Annotated in this window: 21 protein-coding genes; 12 read left to right on the forward strand and 9 right to left on the reverse strand. The window is 71.2% G+C overall.

From position 1 onward, the window contains the following. Positions 1-99 precede the first annotated feature (99 nt). Together ACFYP3_RS06430 and ACFYP3_RS06435 are read left to right on the forward strand one after the other, a co-directional pair. Positions 100-819 (forward strand): methyltransferase domain-containing protein, encoded by a 720-nt coding sequence (locus ACFYP3_RS06430; protein ID WP_388827675.1) that lies wholly within the window; start codon positions 100-102, stop codon positions 817-819. Positions 820-1,499: 680 nt separating this feature from the next. Then, the gene (locus tag ACFYP3_RS06435; protein WP_388827678.1) at positions 1,500-2,129 is read left to right on the forward strand and encodes a hypothetical protein; all 630 of its coding nucleotides are present in this window, start codon (positions 1,500-1,502) and stop codon (positions 2,127-2,129) included. Positions 2,130-2,835: 706 nt separating this feature from the next. Here the strand turns inward: ACFYP3_RS06435 and ACFYP3_RS06440 are convergent. Genes ACFYP3_RS06440 through ACFYP3_RS06450 form a run of 3 tightly spaced genes read right to left on the reverse strand, consistent with a single transcriptional unit; the run spans position 2,836 to position 5,880 of the window. Then, positions 2,836-4,110 (reverse strand): sensor histidine kinase, encoded by a 1,275-nt coding sequence (locus ACFYP3_RS06440; protein WP_388827680.1) that lies wholly within the window; start codon positions 4,108-4,110, stop codon positions 2,836-2,838. A gap of 16 nt (positions 4,111-4,126) precedes the next feature. Continuing rightward, positions 4,127-4,927: a two-component system response regulator CseB gene (gene cseB, locus ACFYP3_RS06445; protein ID WP_388827683.1), complete on the reverse strand. Its 801-nt coding sequence runs from the start codon at positions 4,925-4,927 to the stop codon at positions 4,127-4,129. Between the two features lie 26 nt (positions 4,928-4,953). Beyond that, positions 4,954-5,880 (reverse strand): endonuclease/exonuclease/phosphatase family protein, encoded by a 927-nt coding sequence (locus ACFYP3_RS06450; RefSeq protein WP_388828339.1) that lies wholly within the window; start codon positions 5,878-5,880, stop codon positions 4,954-4,956. A 460-nt stretch (positions 5,881-6,340) separates the two neighbouring features. Here ACFYP3_RS06450 and ACFYP3_RS06455 point away from each other — a divergent pair, with 460 nt between their 5' ends. Both ACFYP3_RS06455 and ACFYP3_RS06460 read left to right on the forward strand, forming a co-directional pair. Continuing rightward, the gene (locus ACFYP3_RS06455) at positions 6,341-6,790 is read left to right on the forward strand and encodes a spore-associated protein (RefSeq protein ID WP_388827686.1); all 450 of its coding nucleotides are present in this window, start codon (positions 6,341-6,343) and stop codon (positions 6,788-6,790) included. A gap of 278 nt (positions 6,791-7,068) precedes the next feature. After that, the gene (locus ACFYP3_RS06460; protein ID WP_388827689.1) at positions 7,069-7,713 is read left to right on the forward strand and encodes a suppressor of fused domain protein; all 645 of its coding nucleotides are present in this window, start codon (positions 7,069-7,071) and stop codon (positions 7,711-7,713) included. A 197-nt stretch (positions 7,714-7,910) separates the two neighbouring features. On the opposite strand, the gene ACFYP3_RS06465 is transcribed toward ACFYP3_RS06460, so the two are convergent. The 3 genes from ACFYP3_RS06465 to ACFYP3_RS06475 all read right to left on the reverse strand — a co-directional run bounded on the left by ACFYP3_RS06465 (position 7,911) and on the right by ACFYP3_RS06475 (position 10,578). Further along, complete coding sequence (locus tag ACFYP3_RS06465) at positions 7,911-8,693, reverse strand: hypothetical protein (protein ID WP_388827692.1); 783 nt, start codon at positions 8,691-8,693, stop codon at positions 7,911-7,913. Between the two features lie 243 nt (positions 8,694-8,936). Further along, a complete protein-coding gene (locus tag ACFYP3_RS06470) occupies positions 8,937-9,791 on the reverse strand; it encodes a methyltransferase domain-containing protein (protein ID WP_388827694.1) in 855 nt (284 codons plus the stop codon). A gap of 208 nt (positions 9,792-9,999) precedes the next feature. Further along, positions 10,000-10,578, reverse strand: a complete 579-nt coding sequence (locus tag ACFYP3_RS06475) for a TetR/AcrR family transcriptional regulator C-terminal ligand-binding domain-containing protein (protein WP_388827697.1) — start codon at positions 10,576-10,578, stop codon at positions 10,000-10,002. A gap of 105 nt (positions 10,579-10,683) precedes the next feature. Here ACFYP3_RS06475 and ACFYP3_RS06480 point away from each other — a divergent pair, with 105 nt between their 5' ends. The 4 genes from ACFYP3_RS06480 (at position 10,684) to ACFYP3_RS06495 (ending at position 13,678) form a co-directional block, all read left to right on the forward strand. After that, positions 10,684-11,910, forward strand: a complete 1,227-nt coding sequence (locus ACFYP3_RS06480; protein WP_388827700.1) for an alpha/beta fold hydrolase — start codon at positions 10,684-10,686, stop codon at positions 11,908-11,910. A gap of 62 nt (positions 11,911-11,972) precedes the next feature. Beyond that, positions 11,973-12,365, forward strand: a complete 393-nt coding sequence (locus ACFYP3_RS06485; protein ID WP_388827703.1) for a nuclear transport factor 2 family protein — start codon at positions 11,973-11,975, stop codon at positions 12,363-12,365. 569 nt (positions 12,366-12,934) lie between these two features. Further along, complete coding sequence (locus ACFYP3_RS06490) at positions 12,935-13,306, forward strand: isoamylase early set domain-containing protein (RefSeq protein ID WP_388827706.1); 372 nt, start codon at positions 12,935-12,937, stop codon at positions 13,304-13,306. Positions 13,307-13,438: 132 nt separating this feature from the next. Further along, complete coding sequence (locus ACFYP3_RS06495; RefSeq protein ID WP_388827709.1) at positions 13,439-13,678, forward strand: hypothetical protein; 240 nt, start codon at positions 13,439-13,441, stop codon at positions 13,676-13,678. Positions 13,679-13,762: 84 nt separating this feature from the next. On the opposite strand, the gene ACFYP3_RS06500 is transcribed toward ACFYP3_RS06495, so the two are convergent. Next, on the reverse strand, positions 13,763-14,599 hold the full coding sequence (locus tag ACFYP3_RS06500; protein ID WP_388827712.1) for a hypothetical protein: 837 nt from the start codon (positions 14,597-14,599) through the stop codon (positions 13,763-13,765). Between the two features lie 285 nt (positions 14,600-14,884). Here ACFYP3_RS06500 and ACFYP3_RS06505 point away from each other — a divergent pair, with 285 nt between their 5' ends. Both ACFYP3_RS06505 and ACFYP3_RS06510 read left to right on the forward strand, forming a co-directional pair. Further along, the gene (locus ACFYP3_RS06505; RefSeq protein WP_388828342.1) at positions 14,885-16,120 is read left to right on the forward strand and encodes a PP2C family protein-serine/threonine phosphatase; all 1,236 of its coding nucleotides are present in this window, start codon (positions 14,885-14,887) and stop codon (positions 16,118-16,120) included. 160 nt (positions 16,121-16,280) lie between these two features. Beyond that, positions 16,281-16,802: a hypothetical protein gene (locus tag ACFYP3_RS06510; protein WP_388827715.1), complete on the forward strand. Its 522-nt coding sequence runs from the start codon at positions 16,281-16,283 to the stop codon at positions 16,800-16,802. A 165-nt stretch (positions 16,803-16,967) separates the two neighbouring features. Here ACFYP3_RS06510 and ACFYP3_RS06515 read toward each other — a convergent pair whose 3' ends face one another. Then, the gene (locus tag ACFYP3_RS06515) at positions 16,968-17,756 is read right to left on the reverse strand and encodes an amidohydrolase family protein (RefSeq protein ID WP_388827718.1); all 789 of its coding nucleotides are present in this window, start codon (positions 17,754-17,756) and stop codon (positions 16,968-16,970) included. A 98-nt stretch (positions 17,757-17,854) separates the two neighbouring features. Between ACFYP3_RS06515 and ACFYP3_RS06520 the strand changes: the two genes are divergently transcribed. Continuing rightward, on the forward strand, positions 17,855-18,262 hold the full coding sequence (locus ACFYP3_RS06520; protein WP_388827721.1) for a MerR family transcriptional regulator: 408 nt from the start codon (positions 17,855-17,857) through the stop codon (positions 18,260-18,262). 993 nt (positions 18,263-19,255) lie between these two features. Beyond that, positions 19,256-19,900, forward strand: coding sequence for a carbonic anhydrase (locus ACFYP3_RS06525; protein WP_388827724.1), 645 nt, complete (start codon positions 19,256-19,258; stop codon positions 19,898-19,900). Positions 19,901-19,918: 18 nt separating this feature from the next. Here ACFYP3_RS06525 and ACFYP3_RS06530 read toward each other — a convergent pair whose 3' ends face one another. Then, the gene (locus ACFYP3_RS06530; RefSeq protein ID WP_388827727.1) at positions 19,919-20,908 is read right to left on the reverse strand and encodes an L-threonylcarbamoyladenylate synthase; all 990 of its coding nucleotides are present in this window, start codon (positions 20,906-20,908) and stop codon (positions 19,919-19,921) included. Positions 20,909-21,454: the final 546 nt, after the last annotated feature.

The following is a 21,454-nucleotide window of genomic DNA, read 5'->3' on the forward strand; positions in this document are numbered from 1 at the left end:
CACAACAGCGGCTACCCCATGCCAGCCACACCCGACTCCCCTGGGTGTCCCGATCTTACGAATGACCCGAATCAACCCACGAAGAAAGGTATGGATCCCATGACCTTGTCCGACCGCTACCGCACTGCCTGGGACGGATTCTGGGAGCAGAGCTCCGGGGAACCGGGCGAGCCGTTCTGGGACGCCGACCCGGCGCTCACCGCGAGGCGCGACCTCGACCACCTCGCCCCGTACGCCGATCCCGCCCTGCCGGTCGCCGACCTCGGCTGCGGCAACGGCACCCAGACCCGTTTCCTCGCCACCCGATTCGCCCGTGCCGTCGGCGTCGACCTCTCCGCCGCCGCCGTCGCCCATGCCCGCCGTGCCGACCCGGACGGCGTTGCGGCGTACGAGCAGCTCGACCTCGCCGACCCGGCGCAGGTCGGCGCCCTGCACGAGCGCCTCGGCGATACGAACGTCTACATGCGGGCCGTCCTGCACCAGAGCGACCCCGAGGACCGCCCGGCGGTGGCCGCCGCGACCGCCCGGCTGGTCGGCGAGCACGGCCGGGCTCTCGTCCTGGAACCGACCGGCGACGCCAAGGAGGTCATCGCGTCGATCGCAGCGCAGCCCGGCGGCCCCTCGCCCAAGCTGCGTCGCGTCAAGGAGCACGACCTACGGCCTGGCGAGGTCGCCGAGGGCGAAATCGCCGCTCTGCTGCGGGCGGCCGGCCTCAGCATCCTCGACGAAGGCACCACCGCGCTGGCCATGAGCGAGACCCGCCCCGACGGCTCCCCCGTCGAACTCCCGGCCCGCTGGTTCGTCGCGGGCCGCCCCTGACCCGACGTCTCTCGCGTAGGGGGCGTGTCCATCATGCGCTCGCAGGGGGCATCCACGAGCGCGCCGCCACCCGGCGAAACCTCCTTGGCGAGGGCGCGGCTCAAAGCAGGGCCAGCAGCAGGGGGCCCTGGGCAAGTCCGATGAGGCTGAGGCTGGGGGGCGAGCTGTTCGGCCGGCCCGGCGACCCGCGACCACGCAGCGCAGGCCGGCGGGGGCGGTGACGACCAGGACGTGCAACGCGGACCGGGCTGCGGTGTCGGGGAGTTCGTCGCAGGCATCGAGCAGGAGGTGGCGGCGTCCGGCGCCGAGCAGCCACACCACAGGGGACGGCCCTCCTCGGGAAGCAGGCCCCGCCCGGTGAGGTGGGCGGCCACGACGGCGCCGAGAGCGGCCTCGGGCCGGGCGGCGGGTTCACCGCAGCGCAGCGCAGGAGGACGGGAGCTGGTGAGGTGTTCCCAGAACTCGGCAACATTGCAGAGCCAGCCCAGCAGCCAATGATCCTGGAACCCACCGACATCCGTTCCTGGTTCTCACCTACGCAGCCACAGCTTCGCTGACCACCGGCAAGCAGGCCATCTGGCGCCGGCTTTCCGGGCGGAGGATCATCCGGTGGGTACGGGCCGCCGATCGGCGGCTGCCCGGCCGAGGGCCCGGTTCGAGCGGACCGGGGGGAGGCACGCATGACCGACGCGCAACAGCTCAACTGGGCAGCCCTGTTGCAGTTCGACCAGGAGCGGCGACTGGAGAGCTGCCGGCACGACGCGGAGGCCGCCGGCCGCCGGGGCGACGACCCGGCCCGGGCCCAGTACCTCCAGGAGGTCACCCAGCTGGACATGCTGCCCAGGCTCTGGGAGTTCGGGGTTCCGCTCACCGAGGAGGAGTACCAGGACGCGGGACGGGTGCTGTCATGGATGGCCCACGAGCAGGCGACGGCCCGTCACGAGGCACTGTCCCGGCACCCGTCGCCGCCAGGCTGGAGCCGGGACCCTCACATCCGGTACTTCTGGTCGCCGGACGGCCACCTCATGTACGTGACGACGGCACGTGACGACGGCCGGTTCGTCGTCAACCACGGTTTCCTGACCGCGGGGTGGGCCGACCGGCTGCGCCGGGACATGCCCCGGCTGGCGCACCTGGTGACCCTGTACGAGAGGAACCAGAAGGCGGGCCAGGGCCACGAGGGAGCCCCGGCCGGCACGCCCCTCGTGGGCGTCGGCATGCCGGAGCCGCTGAGGCTGTGGCGGGCCCGCGTGGAGGACGTGCTGCGGCGCAGGGCCGCGGAGCAGACCGCGGCCGGCACCGCCGGGTGACGGACGGCGGCCCGCCCGGTCACCGCCCACACGCGCTGCCCGTGGCCTACCGGACTCCCGACGAAGATGAGAACCAGCTGCCGACAGGCAGAGCCCCACTCGGACACGGAGATGACGGGACGACCGCGGGCGGCATGGAGCAGCTGTCGCCGAGGCTAGGTCAAAGCCCTGCTGCATAGGATCCGGCAGTGAACTCTCCCGTCATGCTCCAGGCTGCCGCGACCTCGACCGCTCCCGCGCTTGCCCTTCGCCCCTGGTGCGCGGAAGACGTCGCCGCGCTGGTTGAGGTGTACCGGGACGCCGACCTGCGGCGCGTCGCCGAGAAGAGCGGCTACCAGTTCGACAGGACCCGGCCATCGGCTCCTCCTTCCTGTCCTCTCGATGGTCACGTGCACATACGGCGCGCGGCTGCCTGACCTTGTCCCCGCGACACCTGCCGATGCCGGCTTCTCTACCCGGCAGGCGGCGCGCACCCCGATAGGCGTAGGCGCGGACACAAGAACCGCGCCTGCGCGTCGTCGCCGGCGTCGTCACCGTCCACACCCGGGCTCCGGCTGAGCGCTCCCGCCCGGGACATGGGGAATCCGGGTGGGATACTACGGCCCCCGCGGCCTGCTCTCCGGCCTGCCGCCCGAGACCGTGATCGGCGCCCCCGGACCCGCGCGAGTCTGTTTGCGCCGCCGCGAAGGCGTGTCGCGGTTCCGTTTCAGCTGCTGGCGGGATCGCGCACGCCGTCCAGGTCGAGGGTGGCGACCGCGCCGCCCTCCGGAGCGTTCGCGAATGCGAGCCTGGCACCGAGGACGCCCGCCTGCCCGAGCGCGATCGTCAGCCCGAGTCCGTGCCCGCGCCCCCGTTCGGGGCTTCCCGTACGAAAGCGCTGGGGGCCTTCCGCGAGCAGCGCGGCGGGATAGCCGGGACCCCGGTCCCGTACGAGGATCCGCGCACCCGTGGCGGTGGCCTCCACGGCGACTTCGACGGGGTCGGCTCCGTGCCGGTGGGCGTTCGTGACGAGGTTGACCACGATCCGTTCCACCCGGCGCGGGTCGGTCTCCAGGATCCTGGTGGCACGGACCGCCACGGCGGTCGGCGTCCCCGTGCGGCGGACGATGTCGGTGACCAGCTCGCCCAGCGGCACCGCGTCGGTCCGCGCCCGTTCGGCTCCGGCGTCGAGCCGGGAGATCTCCAGGAGGTCCTCGACCAGCCCGTTCAGGGCCCGGGCGCGGTCCCGGACGAGCTCGGCCACCTCGTCGTCCTCCGGGAGAAGCCCGGCGGCGGTGGACAACCCCATCAGCGGGGTGCGCAGTTCGTGCGCGACGTCCGCGGTGAAGCGGCGCTCGCCCTCCAGTTTCTGCTGCAGGGCCGCAGCCATCTCGTCCACTGCCGCCGACATCTCGGTGATCTCGTCACGGGCCCGGCCGCCCGGCCCGATGCGGGCGTCGAGGTCGCCGTCGGCGATGGCCCGCGCCGTGCGGGATCCCCGGCGCAGCCTGCGGTTCATCGGTTCGGTGGCCAGGGCGGCGAGCGGTACCACGACCAGGAGGGCGGCGAGCACGGCCTTGACGATGCTGCGGTCCAGGAGCTGGAGGCCGCGTACCTCGGAGCTCATGTCCGTCCGAACGACGAGTACCCGGCCGCCGTCGACGGGCATGGCCGCCCACATCCAGTACCAGTTGGGGGGTTTGCGGTCGGTCCAGGTCGCGTACAGAGCCACCGGGTCCTTGGCGGCCAGCGCCCGCGCGAGGGGTGCGTCGAGTCGCTCCGGAGTGAGGACTTCGACATCGAGCGGCGCGGTGCCCGTGCGGGTGTACTCCCGCTCCGCGGCCGCCAGGCGAGCGGAGAGGCGGTCGTTCCAGGTGCGGTCGCTTCGTTCGGCCATCGCCTGGTGGACGAGGACGCCGATCACGGCGGCCACCGCACAGCAGGCGGCCGCGGTCAGGGCGGCGATCTTCCAGCGCAGGGCGCGCGGGTTGACGAGTGCCATGGGTGTGGCCGGCCCCTCAGCCGCGGACGAGTTTGTAGCCGAAGCCCCGGACGGTCTCGATCCGCTCGGCTCCGATCTTCTTGCGCAGCCGCAGCACGCACAGGTCCACCACCCGGGTGTCGCCCTCCCAGCCGTAGTCCCACACGTCCCTCAGGAGGCGCCGGCGGTCGAGCACGGCCCCGGGAGCCGCCGCGAACTCCAGCAGCAGCCGCAGCTCGGTGGGGGTCAGCGGAACGGGCCGACCGCCCCGGCGTACCTCCAGACCGAGGGTGTTCACGGACAGGTCCCCGAAGACCAGCTCCCCGGCGGTCGTCCCCGCATCCGCGGGGACGACTGCGGGATCGATTGGTCGGGCCCCCCGCGTCGACGTCGTCTGCGGTTCGGCGGGCCGGAAGGTGGCGCGGCGCAGCAGCGTCCGGATGCGTGCCACGAGGACGGGGGTGTCGACGGGTTTGACGACGTAGTCGTCGGCGCCCGCCTCCAGTCCGGAGACCACGTCGAGGGCGTCGCCGCGCGCGGACATCATCAGGACGGGGACCAGGCTCTCCTCGCGGATCCGGCGGCACAGCCCGATGCCGTCGAGTTCGGGCAGCATCACGTCCAGGATCAGCAGGTCGTACCCGCCGGCCCGGAACGCCTCCAGGCCGTCGAGTCCGTTCTCGGCCACCGCGACCTGATAGCCGTACCGCTCCAGGGACAGCTGTACGGCGCGGCGGATGGTGGCGTCGTCCTCGACGACGAGGACGCTGACGGGGTCCGGGACCCGGGGTGCCGACACGCCACCTACCTGCTCAGAAACGGATATTTTGGAGTCCATCCTAGTCAGTGGGGCCTGCGGTGCGGTCACAGCCGGAGGGAGGCCGCGACGGGGAGGTGGTCGCTGCCGGTGGCGGGAAGGGTCCACGCGGTGGTCACGCTCATCCCCTTCACCAGGATCTGGTCGATGCGGACCATGGGGAACCGAGCGGGCCAGGTGAAGCCGAACCCGGCGCCCGCCTCGCGCTGCGCGGAGGTCAGCTGGGAGGTCACCGGTCGCAGGGCCGTGTCCTCCGCCGTCCCGTTGAAGTCGCCCATCACGACGACCCGGGGCAGCGGCTCCGCCCGCACGGCCGCGGCCAGCTTCCGGGCCGCATCATTGCGGCGGGCGGTGGTGAAGCCGGCAACCGGGGTCAGGCGTACCGAAGCGAGGTGGGCGGCGTAGACCGCGACGGGGCCGCCCGGGGTCTCGACGGTGGCCCGTACGGCACGCGTCCACGGCATGATCGGCACCGCTTCCACGCCGTTCAGCGGGTGCTTGCTCCATAGCCTGACGCCGAGCGTGTCGGAGCGGTACGGATAGCCGGCGGCGAGCTCGCGCTCGTAGGCGGGCGTGGCCTTCGAGGACATCTCCTCCAGGGCCAGCACGTCCGCGCCCGAGGCGGCGAGCGCTCGCGCGGTCCGCGCCGGATCGGGATTCTCCTCGTCCACGTTGTGACTGACCACGGTGAAGTTCCCGCCGCCGGACCGCTCGGATCGCTTGTCGGTGAGTGTCCCGCCGAAGAGGCAGCCCCAGACGGCCACGGGGGCCAGGACGGCGAGGGCCGCGAGCCGGGAACGGCGTACAGCCGCCGCCAGGAGGAGGACGGGGACGCTCAACCCGGCCCAGGGAAGGAAGGTCTGGAACAGGCTGCCGAGGTTGACCAACCCGTTCGGGATCCAGGTGTTCAGGGCCATCGTCAGGGCCGCACACACGGCGCCGGCGGCGATCAGCCGGCCACGGCCGGTAGCCAGGACTACGCGGGCGCGGCCGGCGAGACGAGGCGGAAGCGGGCCGGACGGCTCCTTCTCCCCTGTGGCCTCAGAACGGTACGGGGTGCTCAGCACGGCAATTGCCTTCCGATAGCGCGTACGCCGGTGATCCGGTACCGGCACAGCCTCCGAGACGCGCGCTTCCAGAGCGTCAGGAGAGCCCTTCGAGGGGCCCGCAGTTGCGTTTCAGCCGGGTATCGGGCCTCTGCCGTGGTCTGCGCGGACCCGGCGCTGAGACGGGCGGAGGCCACCGGCGGGGCCAGCGCGGCGCCGCGGCGCCGGCTGGCTGCTCACTCTCGATGCGTCCCAGGGCCGGGTGCGCGATGGAGGTGCCGATCGGGCGGCGCAGTCGCATCTTTTGCGGACAATGCGCAACCGTTCCGCCGTCGCGCATGTCCCCCTATGCGGGAGCAACCAGCTCCAATGGCGACCTGGGGGAAATATGAGGTTCACCCGTTCCGTCCTTACGACCACCGCGTTCGCCGCCCTGACCCTGGCGGCCACGACCGCGCTGGCGGCGCCCGCCACCGCCGCGCCCAACACCACGCCGCAGAAGGTGTGCGGAAGCGCCTACAAGACCGTGAACTCGGCCGCGATCGGCTCGCTGGGCACCGTCTACCTGACGTACAACGCCTCGAACGGCAAGAACTGCGTAGCGACCATCCGCAACAACCCGGGTGCGGCCGTGGACATGGCCCTCTGGATCGAGGTCAACGCGACCTCGGAGCGGGGCGAGGACTACGGCCGGTACACGTCGTACGCGGGCCCGGCCTACGTGTACGGCAAGGGCCACTGCGTCGACTGGGGCGGGGGCATCAGCAACGTGCACGTGCAGGTGTACAACTCCAACTGTGGGGCGCTCAAGGAGCACCGGGTCACCGAAGTTCGCTGACCCGATTTCCTGCTGACCGCGACGTTCCGTGCCGTCGTGCAGTCGTCGGGGGCGAAATCTGCGACCCGACGGCTGCACGACGGGTGGTCAGGAGGGGTAGGGCTGTGGTCCCACAGCCCTGAGCGGGCACTCGCGGTCGTCCGCGCTGATCAGTCGGTCCGGAAGAGTCTCGTCCTCCCACGACGCGCAGGGCGGAGCGCGCGGTGCAGACTCCGGCCTCGGGACTGGCTGGTCCGCATGTTCCGGTGTCGTGTGTGCGCGGATGATGCCCACGCGCCATGACGCTGGCGCTGGCGCTGGGTCAGAGTTCAGCCCCGTTGGTTGGGGTCTGGCATGATCGCGCGGTGAGTGATGCGAGGCTGCCGGCCACCGAGGCCGTTGAGTCACATGTGCGGGGGTTCTTCGAGGGGCACTCCGTGGAGGTCGTCGCCTGCGACCTCGGGCCGGAACGGCGCGAGGCCGTGCCCGATCTGCGGGTTCTCGTTGTGAGCCCTGGTCCGCGGAGCGACAGCTGGGCCTATGTGACCGCAGGATGCTGGGCCGTGAGGGAGAAGGACGGCCATGGGCTTGAGTTCGTCATGACCGCCCACGTCCACGATCAGCGGTTCATCGACCTCATGGCCATGATCGCCTACTACCACTGCGGAGGGCACCGGCTCGATCTGGAGCACTGCATGCCCCTCGGTGAACCGTGGGTGCCGGGCTCGGCCTGCGACCACCTGCTGATCAGCCTGCCCTATCTCCACGGGCCTGATCTTGAGCACTGTCCGCTGCCCCGGGGGCATGCCCGCATCCTCTGGACCTTGCCAGTGACCGCCGCCGAGATCGGGTTCCGCAGGCAGCACGGTCATGAGGCGTTGGAGCAGCTCCTCGACGACGCGGAGATCATTCCCACTGATCCCTTCCGGGCATCGGTCGTGTGAGGCGTGGGTGAAACCGGTCCCGGAGGTGCCCGCGTGTGATCGCCGGGGCGGGAAGAGCCATGGTCGGTCAAGGCCGACGAACGCGGCGACCCACCTGGCGGACTCGGCGCCCCGGCTCCCACGCCTGCTGCAGATCAGCGGAGCGGAGTCGTCGACGGCAGGACGGACGACCCGGCTCGGCTCGGGCCACACGGCCGTCAGCGGAGCAGCGCACCGCGGACGGTGATGCCGTGACGCGTGCGCAGGCGGCGCAGTTCCCACATCGCCACGAGAGTGACCGACAGCGGCGCTCCCAGGACGAACGCCAGCCGAGCCCCGAGCGGCACGCTGTCGTAGGTGCCCCGGAGCAGGTCCAGGAGGGCGACCTCCCAGACGAGGAGCATCGCGAGCAGGGGCGGCACCGTCTCATGGAGGTCTGCCGTACGGAAGACATGGACCAGGGACTGCGCGATGCCGTAGAGGGCGAAGGGGGCCAGCCACAACAGGAAGGCGCCCAGGGCGAACAGCAGCAGCACCCGCCCCGCGGACGCCGTCCATTGCGTCTGCTCGTCGACCAGGCCGAGTCCCGTGATCAGTCGGGGCAGACCGAGCGTGACGACGAGCGCGAGCAGCGCCCCGGCGGGTTTCGCGACGCGGCGCAGGAACAGGCGGCGGTGGGGTGGACGGGCCGCGGCGACGAAGAGGGTCACGGCGACCGGGAAGGTGACTCCCAGGACGATGAGGGTCGTACGGATCTGGGCGAAGCGGTCGTCGACCACGGCGTCGGCGTCCGCAGCCAGCCCGTAGGACAGCAGCATCCACGCGATGGCGGCGAGGCCGACGAGGGTCCGGACGACCTGGACCCGCTTCACCACCGGGTCGTGAACCCGGTCCGGCCGTGACGGCGTGAAGACCGCACGTCCCACGGCGATGGGATTGAACAGTTGTCCGAGCGTCAGCCGACGGCCGACCGTCGGCGGTATCGCTCCGTAGCCACTCATCCCCGCGTCCTTCGTGTCGCCGTACGCGTGAGGGCGTACGTCGTGTGCCGTGCCTTCGTTCCGAGAGTTACGGGAAGGATAGGACGAAGCTGCACGGCATGAGTGATGACCCGGCTGCCTTGGGAAGGCGAGGGACCGGCGGACGACAAGAGCGCCGGCGGCCGGGCCTTCAGGGATCTGTACGAGCCCTACCTGGACGATGTCTCCGTGAGCTCTGACCGGGTCGGCCGCTGGGGTCGTACGTCAGCGCGCGGTGACTGAATACGCGGCGAGCGCGCGGTTGCCGTGCGGCTTGGCAATGGCCCGGAGAACGTCGGCCTGGCTCAGGACGAGCTGTCGCACCGGCTCGGGCAGCACGGCCAGGCGCTCGTTCGTTCCGACCAGCTCGAGGCAAGCGGCGACTTCCCAGTCACCGTCCTGGAGTTCCCGGGTATCGACCGGCTGGCTGCCGTCGGCCGTCCAGCCGGCCTCCGGCAGGAGCCGCAGCAGGCTTTCACGGGAGAACGGTGTGCGGACGTTGCCCTGGCCGTGCGATCCCGCGGCCTCGGTCTGCCCCTGGATCAGCACGGCGAGCAGGTGCGCCAACTGGTCGTCAGAGGCAGGCGTCAGGTCCCACTCGGTGAACCACAGGCGCCGCGCCCACGGTCGTATCCGGGCCAGCGTGTCGCGCAGTTGTCCGAGCGATGCGAAGTACCAGGCGCACTGCGCGAGCACCGCATGGTCGAAGGCGCCTTCGGGGAAGTCGACCGAGGGGTCGAGGACGTCGGTGGCGAAGCGGAAGTCGATGCGTGGTCCGAGAGGGCTCGCCGCGAGCCGGGCTGCCGATTCTCCGATCGTGACCGGCGCCCCGTAGGAGGGTGCGGCCACGTCAACGGCCACTACGCGCCCTTCGGGGCCCACCGCCTCTGCAAGGACGGCAGTCATGTCGCCCTGGCCGCAGCCCACTTCGAGGACGGTTGAGCCCGGCGCGATGCGCCAGCTCGCCACGAGCGCGGCGCGGTGGCGAGTCTGGGACAGCTGGATGTCCGGGCTGTGATCGGCGGCGGCCATGCCGGCCGCGAGTGACGGGGCCTTGGCGCGGAGATCTGAGTGATTCACAAAGTCCTTGGTGCTACTCGACGGGTGCGGTGCGGGCCGATGGTATGAGACGCGCGGGCAGCGGCGCCTCCGATTTCCTCGCAACCTCGCGGTTCAAGCGCGACGCCTTCGGTCGCCGAGGTACGCAAGCCGCAAGGCCTGACCTGGGAGTACGCGTACGGCGCGGTGCGGCGGCTGCGCTCAACCGGACTGGTCGAGCCGGGACCCGTCAGTCGGCAGTGCCGAGGAGTCGGTCCACCAGGAGTTGTGGGTAGCCGGTGGCCGGCAGTCCGATGCCGAAGATCGCCCGGATGTAGAAGGGCGCGATCAGCTGGTCGAGGATCTGCTCCAGCGGTGGCGGGTTCTCGCCCCGGGCCGTGGCCCGTTCGCGGATCTGCTCGATGGAGCGCATGCGGCGCAGGAAGTGCTGGGAGCGCTCGCTCTGGTCCTGGGTGCTGCTCGGCATGGACAGGACGACGGCCCGTACGAGGGCGCGTCCTTCAGGTGTGTGCATGCTCCGGGCGCTGGCTTCGGCCCAGGCGGTGAGGTCACCGCGCAGGGTACCGGTGTCGTTCAGGGGCGAGTCCCGCTCGAGGCGGGTGGTGACCGTGTCGGCCAGCAGCGCGTCGAGGCTGCCCCAGCGCCGGTAGAGGCTGGTGTGGTTGACGCCGGAGCGCTGTGCGATCGCGGGGATGGTGAGGTCCTCGCCCTCCGGCGCCGAGAGGAGGTCGATGACCGCTTGGTGGACGGCCGCGCGGACCTGTTCGGGACTTCTTCGGATGCGCGCTGCCGGTTCTTTCTGAGTCACGCCTCCATCATAAGCACAGATATTTGCTTCTGGCCCGGGTTAGGGTCTACAGTCGACCCCGCAAGCACAAATCTGTGCTTGCGATCCAGGTCGGAGGAGACCGTCATGAAGCAGCTGCTGTTCCCGAACAACGCCCAGTTCTGGTACGAGACCCTGCGCTCGATGAGCCACATCGCCTACGGCGGCGCCGACTTCGGCGAGGTCGTCTCCACCGCCGCGCGGATCACCGAGGGCGACTACGACAGCTGGTACACCGAATGGTTCGCCACCGCAGGCCGGGTGTCCGCGGAAGCCGAGAAGGCTCTGACGGCCGGCCACTCGGTCAGCGCCCGCGACGGGTTCCTGCGTGCCTCGAACTACTACCGCTCGGCGGAGTTCTTCCTGCACGGCAAGGAGTGCGACCCGCGCCACGACCACGCCTACGACCGCTCCGTCGAGTGCTTCAGGGCCGCCGCCGCCCTCTACACCACCCCGCGCATCGAGCCGGTCCGGATCCCCTACGAGGGCACCACGCTGCCCGGCTACCTCTACCGGGCCGACGACTCGGGCACACCCCGTCCGACGGTGATCATGCACAACGGCTTCGACGGCACCGCGGAGGAGATGCACTTCTTCGGCGCACTGGCCGCCATCGAGCGGGGCTACACCGTGCTCGTCTTCGACGGCCCCGGCATGCCCGGGCCGCGCCACCACCAGGACCTGGTCTTCCGCCCCGACTGGGAGAACGTCATCACCCCGGTGATCGACTTCGCCGAGACGATCCCGGAGGTCGACAACAGCCGCATCGCACTGCTCGGTCTCAGCATGGGCGGCGTACTCGCCCCCCGGGCGGCCGCGTTCGAGCACCGGCTGGCCGCGCTGATAGCCGTCGACGGCCTCTACGACCTCGGCGAGCTCTCCGTACGCAACATCCCCGGCACCCGCGAGGAGGCCGAACGACTCCTGCGCGCCCCGTCCGCCCCGGAACTCGACGCCGCCTTCGAACAGGCCATGACCCACGACCCGATCGCGCGCTGGGCGGTCAACCACGGCATGTACGTCATGGGAGTCGACACTTCCCGCGCCTTCAACGCCTCCTACCTCGACTACACCCTCACCGGCGGCATCGCCGAGAAGATCCAGTGCCCCACCCTCGTCTGCGACGCCGAAGAGGACATCTTCTTCAAGGGCCAGCCCGAGCAGCTCTACGACCACCTGACCTGCCCCAAGACCCTCATGGAGTTCACCACGGAGGAAGGCGCCGGCGCCCACTGCCACCCCGGCGCGATGCGCCTGTCCATCGCCCGCATCTACAACTGGCTCGACGACACCCTCGCCGCCACCCGCCCCTGACGCCCACCCCCGCCAGACACCGCCGAGAACCCCGCTGTCCGAACCAGCCCGAAGGACCCCGCATGTCCCGCACCGGCATCAAGGCCGCCCTCACCGACCTGCTCCTCAACGAGGACATCACCCTGACCGAGGCTGCCGACCGGCACTTCACCCCCGACTACCGCCAGCGCACCGACGGCGAATGGGCCGACCGCTCCCAGTTCCTCGACCACATCGCCCACCTGCGCACGATCGTCGCCGCGGGAGAGATCGAGGTCCACGAAGAGCTCTACGACGGAGACAGGTACGCGGACCGGCACACCTGCCACATCACCAAGAAGGACGGCACGACCGTGAGCATGGAGGTCTACGTGTTCGCCACCACGACCCCCGACGGCCGCTTCCAGCGCATCGAGGAGACCACCTTGATGCTCAAGGGAACCGACGCCGACCGCAACCTCGGCAGCGCCCGCTGACCACCCACTCCCCGAAGGCAGGCACCTCACCCGCTGCGCGTCGGCCGGGGCCGCCGCCGCCCGGGCGGCGACCCGAGGGTGGGCGGTGGTGGAGCCGTGGACGCGGCCGCCTTGTTGAACCTCTCCGCTCCGCCGCCACCAGCACCGGCGGCCTCGCCACCGCCCCCTGCGAGGCTCTCGCCACACAACTGCCCGAACTCCTCCCCCACGCCACCGAGATCACCAGCTACCTCCGCAGCTACTTCGGGATCGAGAACCGACCTCAGCCCGGCCCTCCGGCAGACCGGAGGGCCGGGCCGCGTTCCGGTACGCAACCCACCACAGGGACCGTAGGACTGCATCCCCTCCCGGGGGCACGGACGTGGCCGCGGTCAGGCGCTCGGCGACCTGGCGGGCACGCTCCGGGCGCGGTGGACCGCACGGGGAAAAGGGCGTGGACAGCGCGCCTCACCTGAGCAGCCCACACGCCGGGCAGCCCGGGCCCGCGCGTGGCACGGTGACAGAGCGAGGTCCACGCACCGCGGGGCCCGGCGGGCGCCTCCCCTGCCCCCGGCAGAAGGCCCGAACGGGTGAGCGTCCGGCCCCCGGCCCTGCACCATGGCGGCCGGCCGCGGCACCGCCTGGACTTCCCGCACCCCGACGACTCTTCACGGATGGAGATCCCCGTGCTCGAACGCAAGCGGCAGGGCAGCCGGACCGAAGTCACGTTCGTCCTCCCCGAGGACACCCCCGTAGGACCGGTCAGCGTCGTCGGAGACTTCAATCAATGGGACCCCGCCGCCCACCCCCTCGCCTCCCGCGGCGACGGTACCCGCGCCGCCAGCGTCGCTCTCCCCGCACGCACCAGCCACTCCTTCCGCTACCTCGCAGCCGGCGACTACTGGTTCGACGACCCCACCGCCGACCACCACGACGGCACCAACAGCCGCCTCCACACCTGACCCACCGACCGCAACGGCTACCGGGGACACACTGCGGTTCCCGCGGCAAGCTGCACGTAGCGAGGTTCGAGATGCGCGATGTCGGCGTGTGGGCGACGGTGGAAGCTCCGCCGTCGGATCCCGAGGAGCACCATGATCGTCAAGTTCCTGCACGACAAAGGCCTGCGGAGCGAACACGCTTACACCGTCGCCTGCCTGACCATCGGACTGTCCGTCGCCTCGTGGGCGACCTCGATGAAGGTGGAACCCGCGGGCATCGACCGGGCGGACCGGTGGGGGATCTTCACCGCGACCTGGCCCGCTACCTGGTTCGGCCTCGGGCTGGCACTCGCCCAATACGAAGACGCCGAAGACCTGCACGTAGAGGTGTAGTCACCGACCAGGGCCCGACCTTCCCGAGCGTGGAGCGGATCGAGCCCTGGTCTGCAGCGCCGACTGGAGGCCTGAGCGGGCAGGTCATGTCTTGCCGCATGCGGGTGCGTCCTGGGCCGTGGAGTTCCACGATTCGGAGCTGACCATGAAGGGCCTTCCCGACGGCTGCCACCCCGCCGTCCGGGCGACCGCCCCACCGCTGTTGCGGATCCAGGCCCTGTTCAGGGGGTCCATGAACTCCAGGCGGAGCTGGGCGAGGTCTTCTTCGACGAGCTTCACGGAAGGTTCTTCCGCTGCCATGGAATCCAGCATGGACCGGTTCGCGATGCTGATCTGCTTGCACGGCTGCAGCAGGTCCAGGTCCCACCGGACGTGGCTCCCCGGAAGGGTGAGCCGCATCGCCATGACCCGGGAACTGCCGTTCACCACGATCACCTGCGATCCCATGCGGTAGAAGTCGACCAGGTCCGCATAGGCCTTCTCCCGTGCTTCATTGGCGCGTTGCTGTTCGTCGACGGCCCGCTGCTCCGCCTTCTTGGCGCGCTGGTCCTCCCTGCCCGCGTACAGCTCGGAACGGATCCCGAGGATCAGGCCGGCCAGGGCCGCGACCACTGTGACGGCGGCGACCGCGAATCGTCCGAGGTCCCGCACGCTCACGCGGTACGGCTCGGCGGACGGCTCGTCCGGCGTACTTCCGCCCCCGGCGGCCCCGCTTCCGGCCTCGGCAGCGCCGGCTTCGGCCGGAGGCGCCGCCTGGCGGGCGCCGTCTCCCCCTTCGGCCACGGGCGGAGTCGGCGATTCCCCGGCCCCGGCCCCGTCCGCGCCGGCCCGAGGCGGGACGGGGACCCGCTCATGGGCCTGGGCGGCTGCCGCGTCGCCCGGGGCGGGCGGGGCGTTCTCTGCGCTTCCACTGTCGCTCATGGAGCATCCATGCCCAGCCAACGAGCGGCCCAGAGCTCCCGGTCCGGCGCACATCGGCCGCCCGGGATACCCCCCCATAGTCGTGCGTCAGCCCCCAACGGCTCCAGCCACGGTCAGACCCGCTCCCTGCGTGCCCATGGTGTCGCCCCGGCCCGCTCGCGTTGCGCCAAGGGTCGCGGCCTTCACGGCGCCGCACCGGATGGATGCGCCGGCGCGCGGATGGCGCAGTGCCTGCGTACGTTGGCAACAGGGGCACGCCTGGATGAGGAGACGCTGGTCGTGGTCGTGAGGCCGGAGATCGACTACAGAGCGTTGTTTGCCGCGACGCCCAGCCCCTATCTGGTGCTGGCGCCGGACCTGGTGATCGTCGCTGTCAACGAGGCCTATCTGCGGGCGACCGGCCGCACCCGTCAGGACCTGGTGGGCCAGCATGTGTTCGAGGCGTTCCCCGACAACCCCGCTGATCCGCAAGCGGATGGGGTGAGCAACCTCGGGGCGTCGCTGGGCCGGGTGCTGGCCACGGGCCAGGCGGACACGATGCCGGTGCAGAGGTACGACATTCCCGTGGTCTCGCAACCCGGGGTGTTCGAGGAGCGCTGGTGGTCGCCGGTGAACACGCCCGTGAAGGGCCCGGACGGCCGGGTGACATGGATCATCCACCGGGTGGAGGACGTGACGGGGTTCATGCGGTCCCGCCGGTTCCGCCACCACGACGAGGGGCAGCCGCGTAAAGAAGGGATGGAGGCCGAGCTGTATGCGCGGGCGCGGGAGCTGCAACGGCTGAACGAGGAGCTGCGGGCGGCGCACGCCCGGGAGCGGGAGGTGGCCGTCGCCCTCCAGGAAGCGATGCTGCGCTCCCCGGACCTGGCCCGCCATACCGATGTCGCGGTGCGCTACCTGCCCGCAATCGGTTCACTGAACGTGTGCGGCGACTGGTACGACACCGTCGACCTGACCCAGGACCGGTTTGCCGTCGCCGTGGGCGACGTCGTCGGCCACGGCCTGGAAGCCGCCACCGTCATGGGCATGCTCCGCAGTGCCCTGTCCGCCGCGAGCCGGGCGGTCGTGGGACCGGCCCAGGCCCTGGAGGTGCTGGGCATGTACGCCCGCTCCGTCGACGGGGCACTCGCCGCGACCGCGGTCACCGTACTCGTGGACACCCGCTCCAAGCTGCTCATCTACTCCAGTGCCGGGCATCTGCCGCCGGTGCTGCTGCATACGGACGGCACCTGTGAGCTGCTGGACCAGGCCACCGACCCACCACTGGGAGCCCGGCCCGAACACGTTCCCCGCCCCCAGGCCGGCACCGCCTTCCACCCGGGTGACACGCTCGTCCTCTATACGGACGGGCTGATCGAACGCCGTGATGAGGACATCGACTCCGGCCTGAACCGCCTCACCACAGCCCTCGGCAGCCTTGCCGACCTCGACCCGGAGCGGCTCGCCGATGCGCTCCTCACGCAACTCGGCGTCGTCGGCGGCGCCCGCGACGACATCGCCCTCGTGGTCGTACGCCTCTGACATGCGAACTGGCGTGAGCGCGAGGTCATTCGGCCGCTCAGAGCCCTGCCGCCTGCCATGACGCCGACCGGAGGCTCCCCGGCAAGGGGGCCGGCTTCGCCGTCGGGATGTCGGGGAAAATCGGATGCTTGCCGCACTTACGGCCTGCGAGGCTGCGGGGGTGACTGAGACGACCCCGTACGACGCCGATCGTGCCCGATTCACCCGCCGGGCGCTGGCCCGCCTCGTCCTGTGCGATCACGCCGTGGATGTCGCCGACGGCGCCGCCGGTCTGGTCGCCACCGAGAACGACCCTGACACCGGTCCCGGAGGCCGGGCGAGCCAGGCATTCCAGCTCATCGAGCTCGCCGAGCGTGCTCTGGCCTCGGCCGTGATCTACGAACACGAGCGAGGCAGCTCCTGGAGCGAGATCGGCCAGTACCTGGGCATCGGTCCAGCAGAAGCGGAAGGGCGTTTTGCCGCGCACCTGGAAGGCTGGAACACGGCTTTCGAGGTTCCGTACCGCCTCGATGAGACCGGCCGCAAGCGCATACCGCAGTTGGCGACGGCGGCGTACGACCCCGCCTGGGCCTGCGAGAAACTCGACCGTTGGGCCTCTCTCCAACGCATTGGGATCGATGCCGTGAGCTCCGGCTTGGTCATGGCTGCCCCGGAGGAAGAACTCCCGCCAGTGACCCCGTAGCGGCGTTCGCTGGGAAGGCGATCTCGGTGCAGTGGCCCCGCGGCCGGACCTTCGTACGTGCCGTCGTGTCCTCGCGACTGCGCCGGTCCTGCGGTTGCACAACGAACGGCTCGACAGGTCGGGTGCGTCGCCCACTGGGGCTCGTCTGGCCTGCTCCCGTATCAGCTAGCTGAGTCCGACCAGTTCGGCCATCGTTGCGCCGAGGACCCGGTCGCGTACTTCGCCCGGACTGGTGACCCGTTCCACCAGGGTCCGGGCGAGGACCGGGTCGCCGTACGGTGCGTCCGAGCCGAACAGGGTCCGGTCCGGTAGCTCCTTGATGGCCAGCCGGACCGCGAAGACGATGTTGGCCGTGGACAGCTCCAGGTACATGTTCGGAGTGTCCTGCACCAGCTCGATGGCCTGCATCCAGTGCTGCCCTCCCAACTGGCTGACCACCAGCGGAACACCGGGGTACCGGCGGGCCAGCGCGGCCAGCGTCGCCAGGTCCTCCGCGGTGGTCGGCGCGGATCCGTGTACGACCACGGGCAGCTGCCCCTGGTCGGCAGCCGCTCGGAGGACCGGCTCGATCAGCCCTGCCCCTCCCGGCGGCGGTGTCAGTTCCCCGACCCCGTGAAGCCCGCGCCCGACCACCTCCTGCTCCACGATCTCGGCTGTCGCCTGCGATCCGAGCCCCAGCGGCACGGACAGGAAGCCGATGAACCGGTCCGGCCGCGCGGCAAGCGCCGCGTGCAGTTCCCCCCACGCCCCCCGGTAGGCCTCGACCGTGCCGGCCCGACCTCCGAGCGCCTCCTCCAAGACGGCCATCTCCCGGCGCAGTGCGGCCAGGTCGCCGGCCCGCTCCGGATGCGGCCGGGTGGCGAACAGGACAGCGCGGTCGACTCCGGCCTCATCCAGCAGCCCCAACTGCGCCTCGATCGGATCGTGGACGTGGCTGTGCGCGTCGATGATCACTGGTTCTTCCCTCCATCTCGACCGGTCCGGAATTCAGCCGGTCAGAGCACTGTTGCTCCCTGACACCGTTGGAAGGTCAAGCCGAAAGGAACGAATCGGTGCTGATAGGCGAGCTGTCACGCCAGACCGGAGTCAGCGAACGGCTCCTGCGCTACTACGAGCGGACGGAACTGATCCATGCCGAGCGCCGCGCCAACGGCTACCGCGAATTCGACGACCAGACCGTGGAGACGGTGCACCGCGTGCGCGCCCTGCTCGCCGTCGGCCTGCCCACCCGCATCATCCGCCAGGTCCTGCCCTGCACCCACGACGCGGCGACGCTGCGCCCCTGCCCCGGAGTCCTCACCAGCCTGCGCGACCAGCTGGCCACCCTCGACCAGCGTGCCGCCGACCTGGAAACCGCACGTCGTCTGCTGCGCCAGACGATCGCCGCCACCGAGGTCACCGAAAACACGGGCGAGCAGGCTCCAGCCGCAGGGCTCCGCAGCAGTAGTACGTCGGCATGAGGTCGGCTCGGCACACCGTCGGCGCCCGCCTGCAACCGGTCGTGCATGCCTCAACGGGTTGCCGACCTGGCGTCCCCCGGTACCTGAGCCGCCGACGGCCTGGCGGCATCACACGCAGCGTCGGGCCGGAATTTCGCGGAGGCCGGCTTGTCCAGGCCGCTGAGGGTGGTGACGACCCGGGGGTTTTCCAGGAGCGCCTCGATGGTCGGCAGTCGCCTGCCTGCGGCTCGATGCCCGGTGCTTCCGCTGCCACCGAACCCCCTGCCTGTACGGAAAACCACGCCGGAGGGCGAGGGGGCCGTACGTACGCGGAGCACGCCGTCGGGTCGTCCGGGTCCGGGCGGGCCCGTAGGGATCACAGGGAACTAGGACTTGTCCGGCCGATCATGTCCAGAGCCAGTCCCGCTTTTGGTCGAAGCCGGGTGGCCGTCCGCCGCGTGATCCACTGCGCGGGCGGGCGGGCGGCTCGGCTGTGGCACGGCCCGTTGCTGGATGGCTTGTCGGCCGCGACGCTGTCGGGCCTTTTACGGGGCCTGCCGAACCGTTCGGGCAGGTCACGCCACGTGCCGATCGGCGCGGAGCCCCGTCAACGAACGGAGGTATGGCGCTCTGCCGGGCTACCAGCGGGACCAGCGGCCGCTGCGGCTCTCCGGGCGGGCGACAGAGCCCCTGGGAGAGGGTCCGCATCGCTCTCCTGGCCCAGGCCGATGCTGAAGGCGACCTCGAGTGGGGTCCGCCGATAGGAGACCGGGGAGGCCCCGAACGAGACCCGCGATGGTCCTGGACGGCACGGCCTACTCGTCACGGGCGATCCGCCGCACCTGCGGGCGCCGCTGAATCCGGGTGATGTGGGACTCGGCGGCGACGGCGGTGAGCCGGGGGGGCGGGCGACGCCGTCGAGGACGGCCGTGGCGGCGGTCTCGGTGTCGGTTTCGGTGCCGAACAGCGGACCAGGCGGTGCGAGAGCAGATGCGGCCTCGTAGGCTGCCGCCCATGGCAGAGATCACCCACACTCAGACACCCCGCGGCGCGTTCGACCTGCTGATAGCCGGCAACCAGCGCTTCGTCTCCGGCACCCCCGAACACCCGAACCAGGACGCCACCCGGCGCACCGCGACCGCACCGTCCCAGAAGCCGTTCGCCGTTCTGTTCGGCTGCTCCGACTCCCGGCTGGCCGCCGAGATCATCTTCGACCGGGGCCTCGGCGACCTGTTCGTCGTACGCACCGCAGGCCACGTCACCGGAACCGAAGTCCTCGGCTCCATCGAGTTCGGCGTGAGCGTCCTGAACGCGCCGCTGGTCGTCGTCCTCGGCCACGACTCCTGCGGCGCGGTCGCCGCAGCCTGCTCCGCCCTGGAGACCGGACAAACGCCCGGGGGCTTCGTCCGCGACATCGTGGAACGGGTCACCCCGAGCGTGCTGGCCGCCCGCGCCGCCGGACGCGAGAGCGCCGAGGAGATCCTGGCCGAGCACATCGAGCACACCGTGGACCTGCTGCTGGACCGCTCCCGCGTCCTGGCCGACGCGGTGGCCGCCGGCCGGACCGCAGTGGTGGGACTGTCGTACCGCCTGGCTGACGGCAGTGCCCAGCTCGTCGCCACCCGCGGCCTCGACCCGGCGGACACCCCTGCCGCCTGACCGTCCGGGCGGGGCCGCTCAGGCGGAGCTTCGGGGTCCCGCGGCCCGGCGAAGCCGGTTGGCGATCGCCAACCCCAGCCCTTCCTCCGCCGGCAGGGACGCGACGATGAGGTCGCACCCCTGCTGGTCGAGCTCGCGCAGGAACCCGTACAGCCCGCGCGCGTAGGAAGACAGCGAACCGGGGACGGCCACCACGGCGCGTGCCTTCACCGCGGCGTCGGCGAGGTGCGGGGGCAGGAAGACACCCACCTGGTGCCCCGCCTCCTGGGCCAGCTCGGCTTCGGCCAGGATCTCGTCCGGCTCGACGAGGACGACCCGCGCACGCGGTGCGTAGTGCGACGGGTGCTGGCCCGGCACCCGGACCCCGCTCGCGGACGGGACCGCGACCGGGTGCCCCAGCAGCGCTTCGAGGTCCTCACGCGTCACCCCGCCCGGTCGCAGGATGCTCGGCGTCTCGCCCGTGACGTCGACGATGGTCGACTCGACGCCGACCGGGCAGGAGCCGCCCTCCAGGACGAAATCGACGCCGTCGCCGAGCTCCGCCCGGACGTGGTCCGCCGTGGTGGGGCTGACCGAGCCGAAGCGGTTGGCGGACGGGGCCGTGACTCCGCCGCCGAAGGCGGACAGCAGCGCGAGGGCCACGGGGTGGTCGGGTACGCGTACGGCCACCGTCTCCAGGCCACCGGTCGCCTCCAGCGGCACGCGCCGGCCGCGTCGCAGGACCAGGGTCAGCGGGCCGGGCCAGAAGCGTTCGGCGAGCAGACGCGCGGCCTGGGGCACCTCCTCGACCCAGTCGTCCAGCTGGTCTGCTGCGGCGATGTGGACGATCAGCGGGTGAGAGGGCGGCCGCCCCTTGACCTGGAAGATCCGCGCAACGGCGGCAGGGTCCTCGGCGTTCGCGCCCAGACCGTAGACGGTCTCGGTCGGCAGGGCGACCAGGCCCCCCGCCCGCAGCACCCTCGCAGCCTGCTCGATGTCACTGGCTACTGCCTTCGCCTTCGCCCTCATGCTTCCCTCTCACGCTTGCGTTCACCACGTACTCCGATCTCGCCGGCGTATGACGACGAGGCTCGTGCACGCTCCACCGCCCCATGATGCCGCGTGGAGCAGATGGCCCGGTTGGTTTCCTGAAGCACGCGGGCCTGGTCCACCTGGCCGCGGTCACGATCACCGGCACGGTCACCGCCGCGCTCGCCACGAACGCGGCGCACCGATCGGTGGGCCGACTCCTGAGGAGACGGCCCGAAGGTGTGGTGCGCGACGCGATCCTCGCGTTGCCTGCGGCGCAGCCCGACGTCACGGCCGCGAGGGCACGTCTCGATCGATACGGCCGCGATCGACGTCGTCCGGATCCTCACCGACGTCTCCGAGCTGGGGCCGGCGGGGACCGGGCCAGCGCCGCTGTCACCGCGGCCGCCGCAAGCTCCCCGGCTGCGAGTCCCCCGCCACGACCACCACCACGCCCGCGGTCGGCGCCCGGGTACCGGCCGACGGTCTGTGGGCCACGCCCACCAGACGGACTCCCGGCCCAGTGCCGCGGTCGGTCACCGCTCC

The organism is Streptomyces sp. NPDC005533 (assembly GCF_042871845.1).
Taxonomy (GTDB): domain Bacteria; phylum Actinomycetota; class Actinomycetes; order Streptomycetales; family Streptomycetaceae; genus Streptomyces.

What these genes read in the sequence shown, in the direction of transcription:
- ACFYP3_RS06430 (WP_388827675.1), top strand. Translation starts at nt 100, where the DNA reads ATGACCTTGTCCGACCGCTACCGCACTGCCTGGGACGGATTCTGGGAG.
- ACFYP3_RS06435 (WP_388827678.1), top strand. Translation starts at nt 1,500, where the DNA reads ATGACCGACGCGCAACAGCTCAACTGGGCAGCCCTGTTGCAGTTCGAC.
- ACFYP3_RS06440 (WP_388827680.1), bottom strand. Translation starts at nt 4,110, where the DNA reads ATGGCACTCGTCAACCCGCGCGCCCTGCGCTGGAAGATCGCCGCCCTG.
- cseB (WP_388827683.1), bottom strand. Translation starts at nt 4,927, where the DNA reads ATGGACTCCAAAATATCCGTTTCTGAGCAGGTAGGTGGCGTGTCGGCA.
- ACFYP3_RS06455 (WP_388827686.1), top strand. Translation starts at nt 6,341, where the DNA reads ATGAGGTTCACCCGTTCCGTCCTTACGACCACCGCGTTCGCCGCCCTG.
- ACFYP3_RS06460 (WP_388827689.1), top strand. Translation starts at nt 7,069, where the DNA reads ATGACGCTGGCGCTGGCGCTGGGTCAGAGTTCAGCCCCGTTGGTTGGG.
- ACFYP3_RS06465 (WP_388827692.1), bottom strand. Translation starts at nt 8,693, where the DNA reads ATGAGTGGCTACGGAGCGATACCGCCGACGGTCGGCCGTCGGCTGACG.
- ACFYP3_RS06480 (WP_388827700.1), top strand. Translation starts at nt 10,684, where the DNA reads ATGAAGCAGCTGCTGTTCCCGAACAACGCCCAGTTCTGGTACGAGACC.
- ACFYP3_RS06485 (WP_388827703.1), top strand. Translation starts at nt 11,973, where the DNA reads ATGTCCCGCACCGGCATCAAGGCCGCCCTCACCGACCTGCTCCTCAAC.
- ACFYP3_RS06495 (WP_388827709.1), top strand. Translation starts at nt 13,439, where the DNA reads ATGATCGTCAAGTTCCTGCACGACAAAGGCCTGCGGAGCGAACACGCT.
- ACFYP3_RS06500 (WP_388827712.1), bottom strand. Translation starts at nt 14,599, where the DNA reads ATGAGCGACAGTGGAAGCGCAGAGAACGCCCCGCCCGCCCCGGGCGAC.
- ACFYP3_RS06525 (WP_388827724.1), top strand. Translation starts at nt 19,256, where the DNA reads ATGGCAGAGATCACCCACACTCAGACACCCCGCGGCGCGTTCGACCTG.
- ACFYP3_RS06530 (WP_388827727.1), bottom strand. Translation starts at nt 20,908, where the DNA reads ATGAGGGCGAAGGCGAAGGCAGTAGCCAGTGACATCGAGCAGGCTGCG.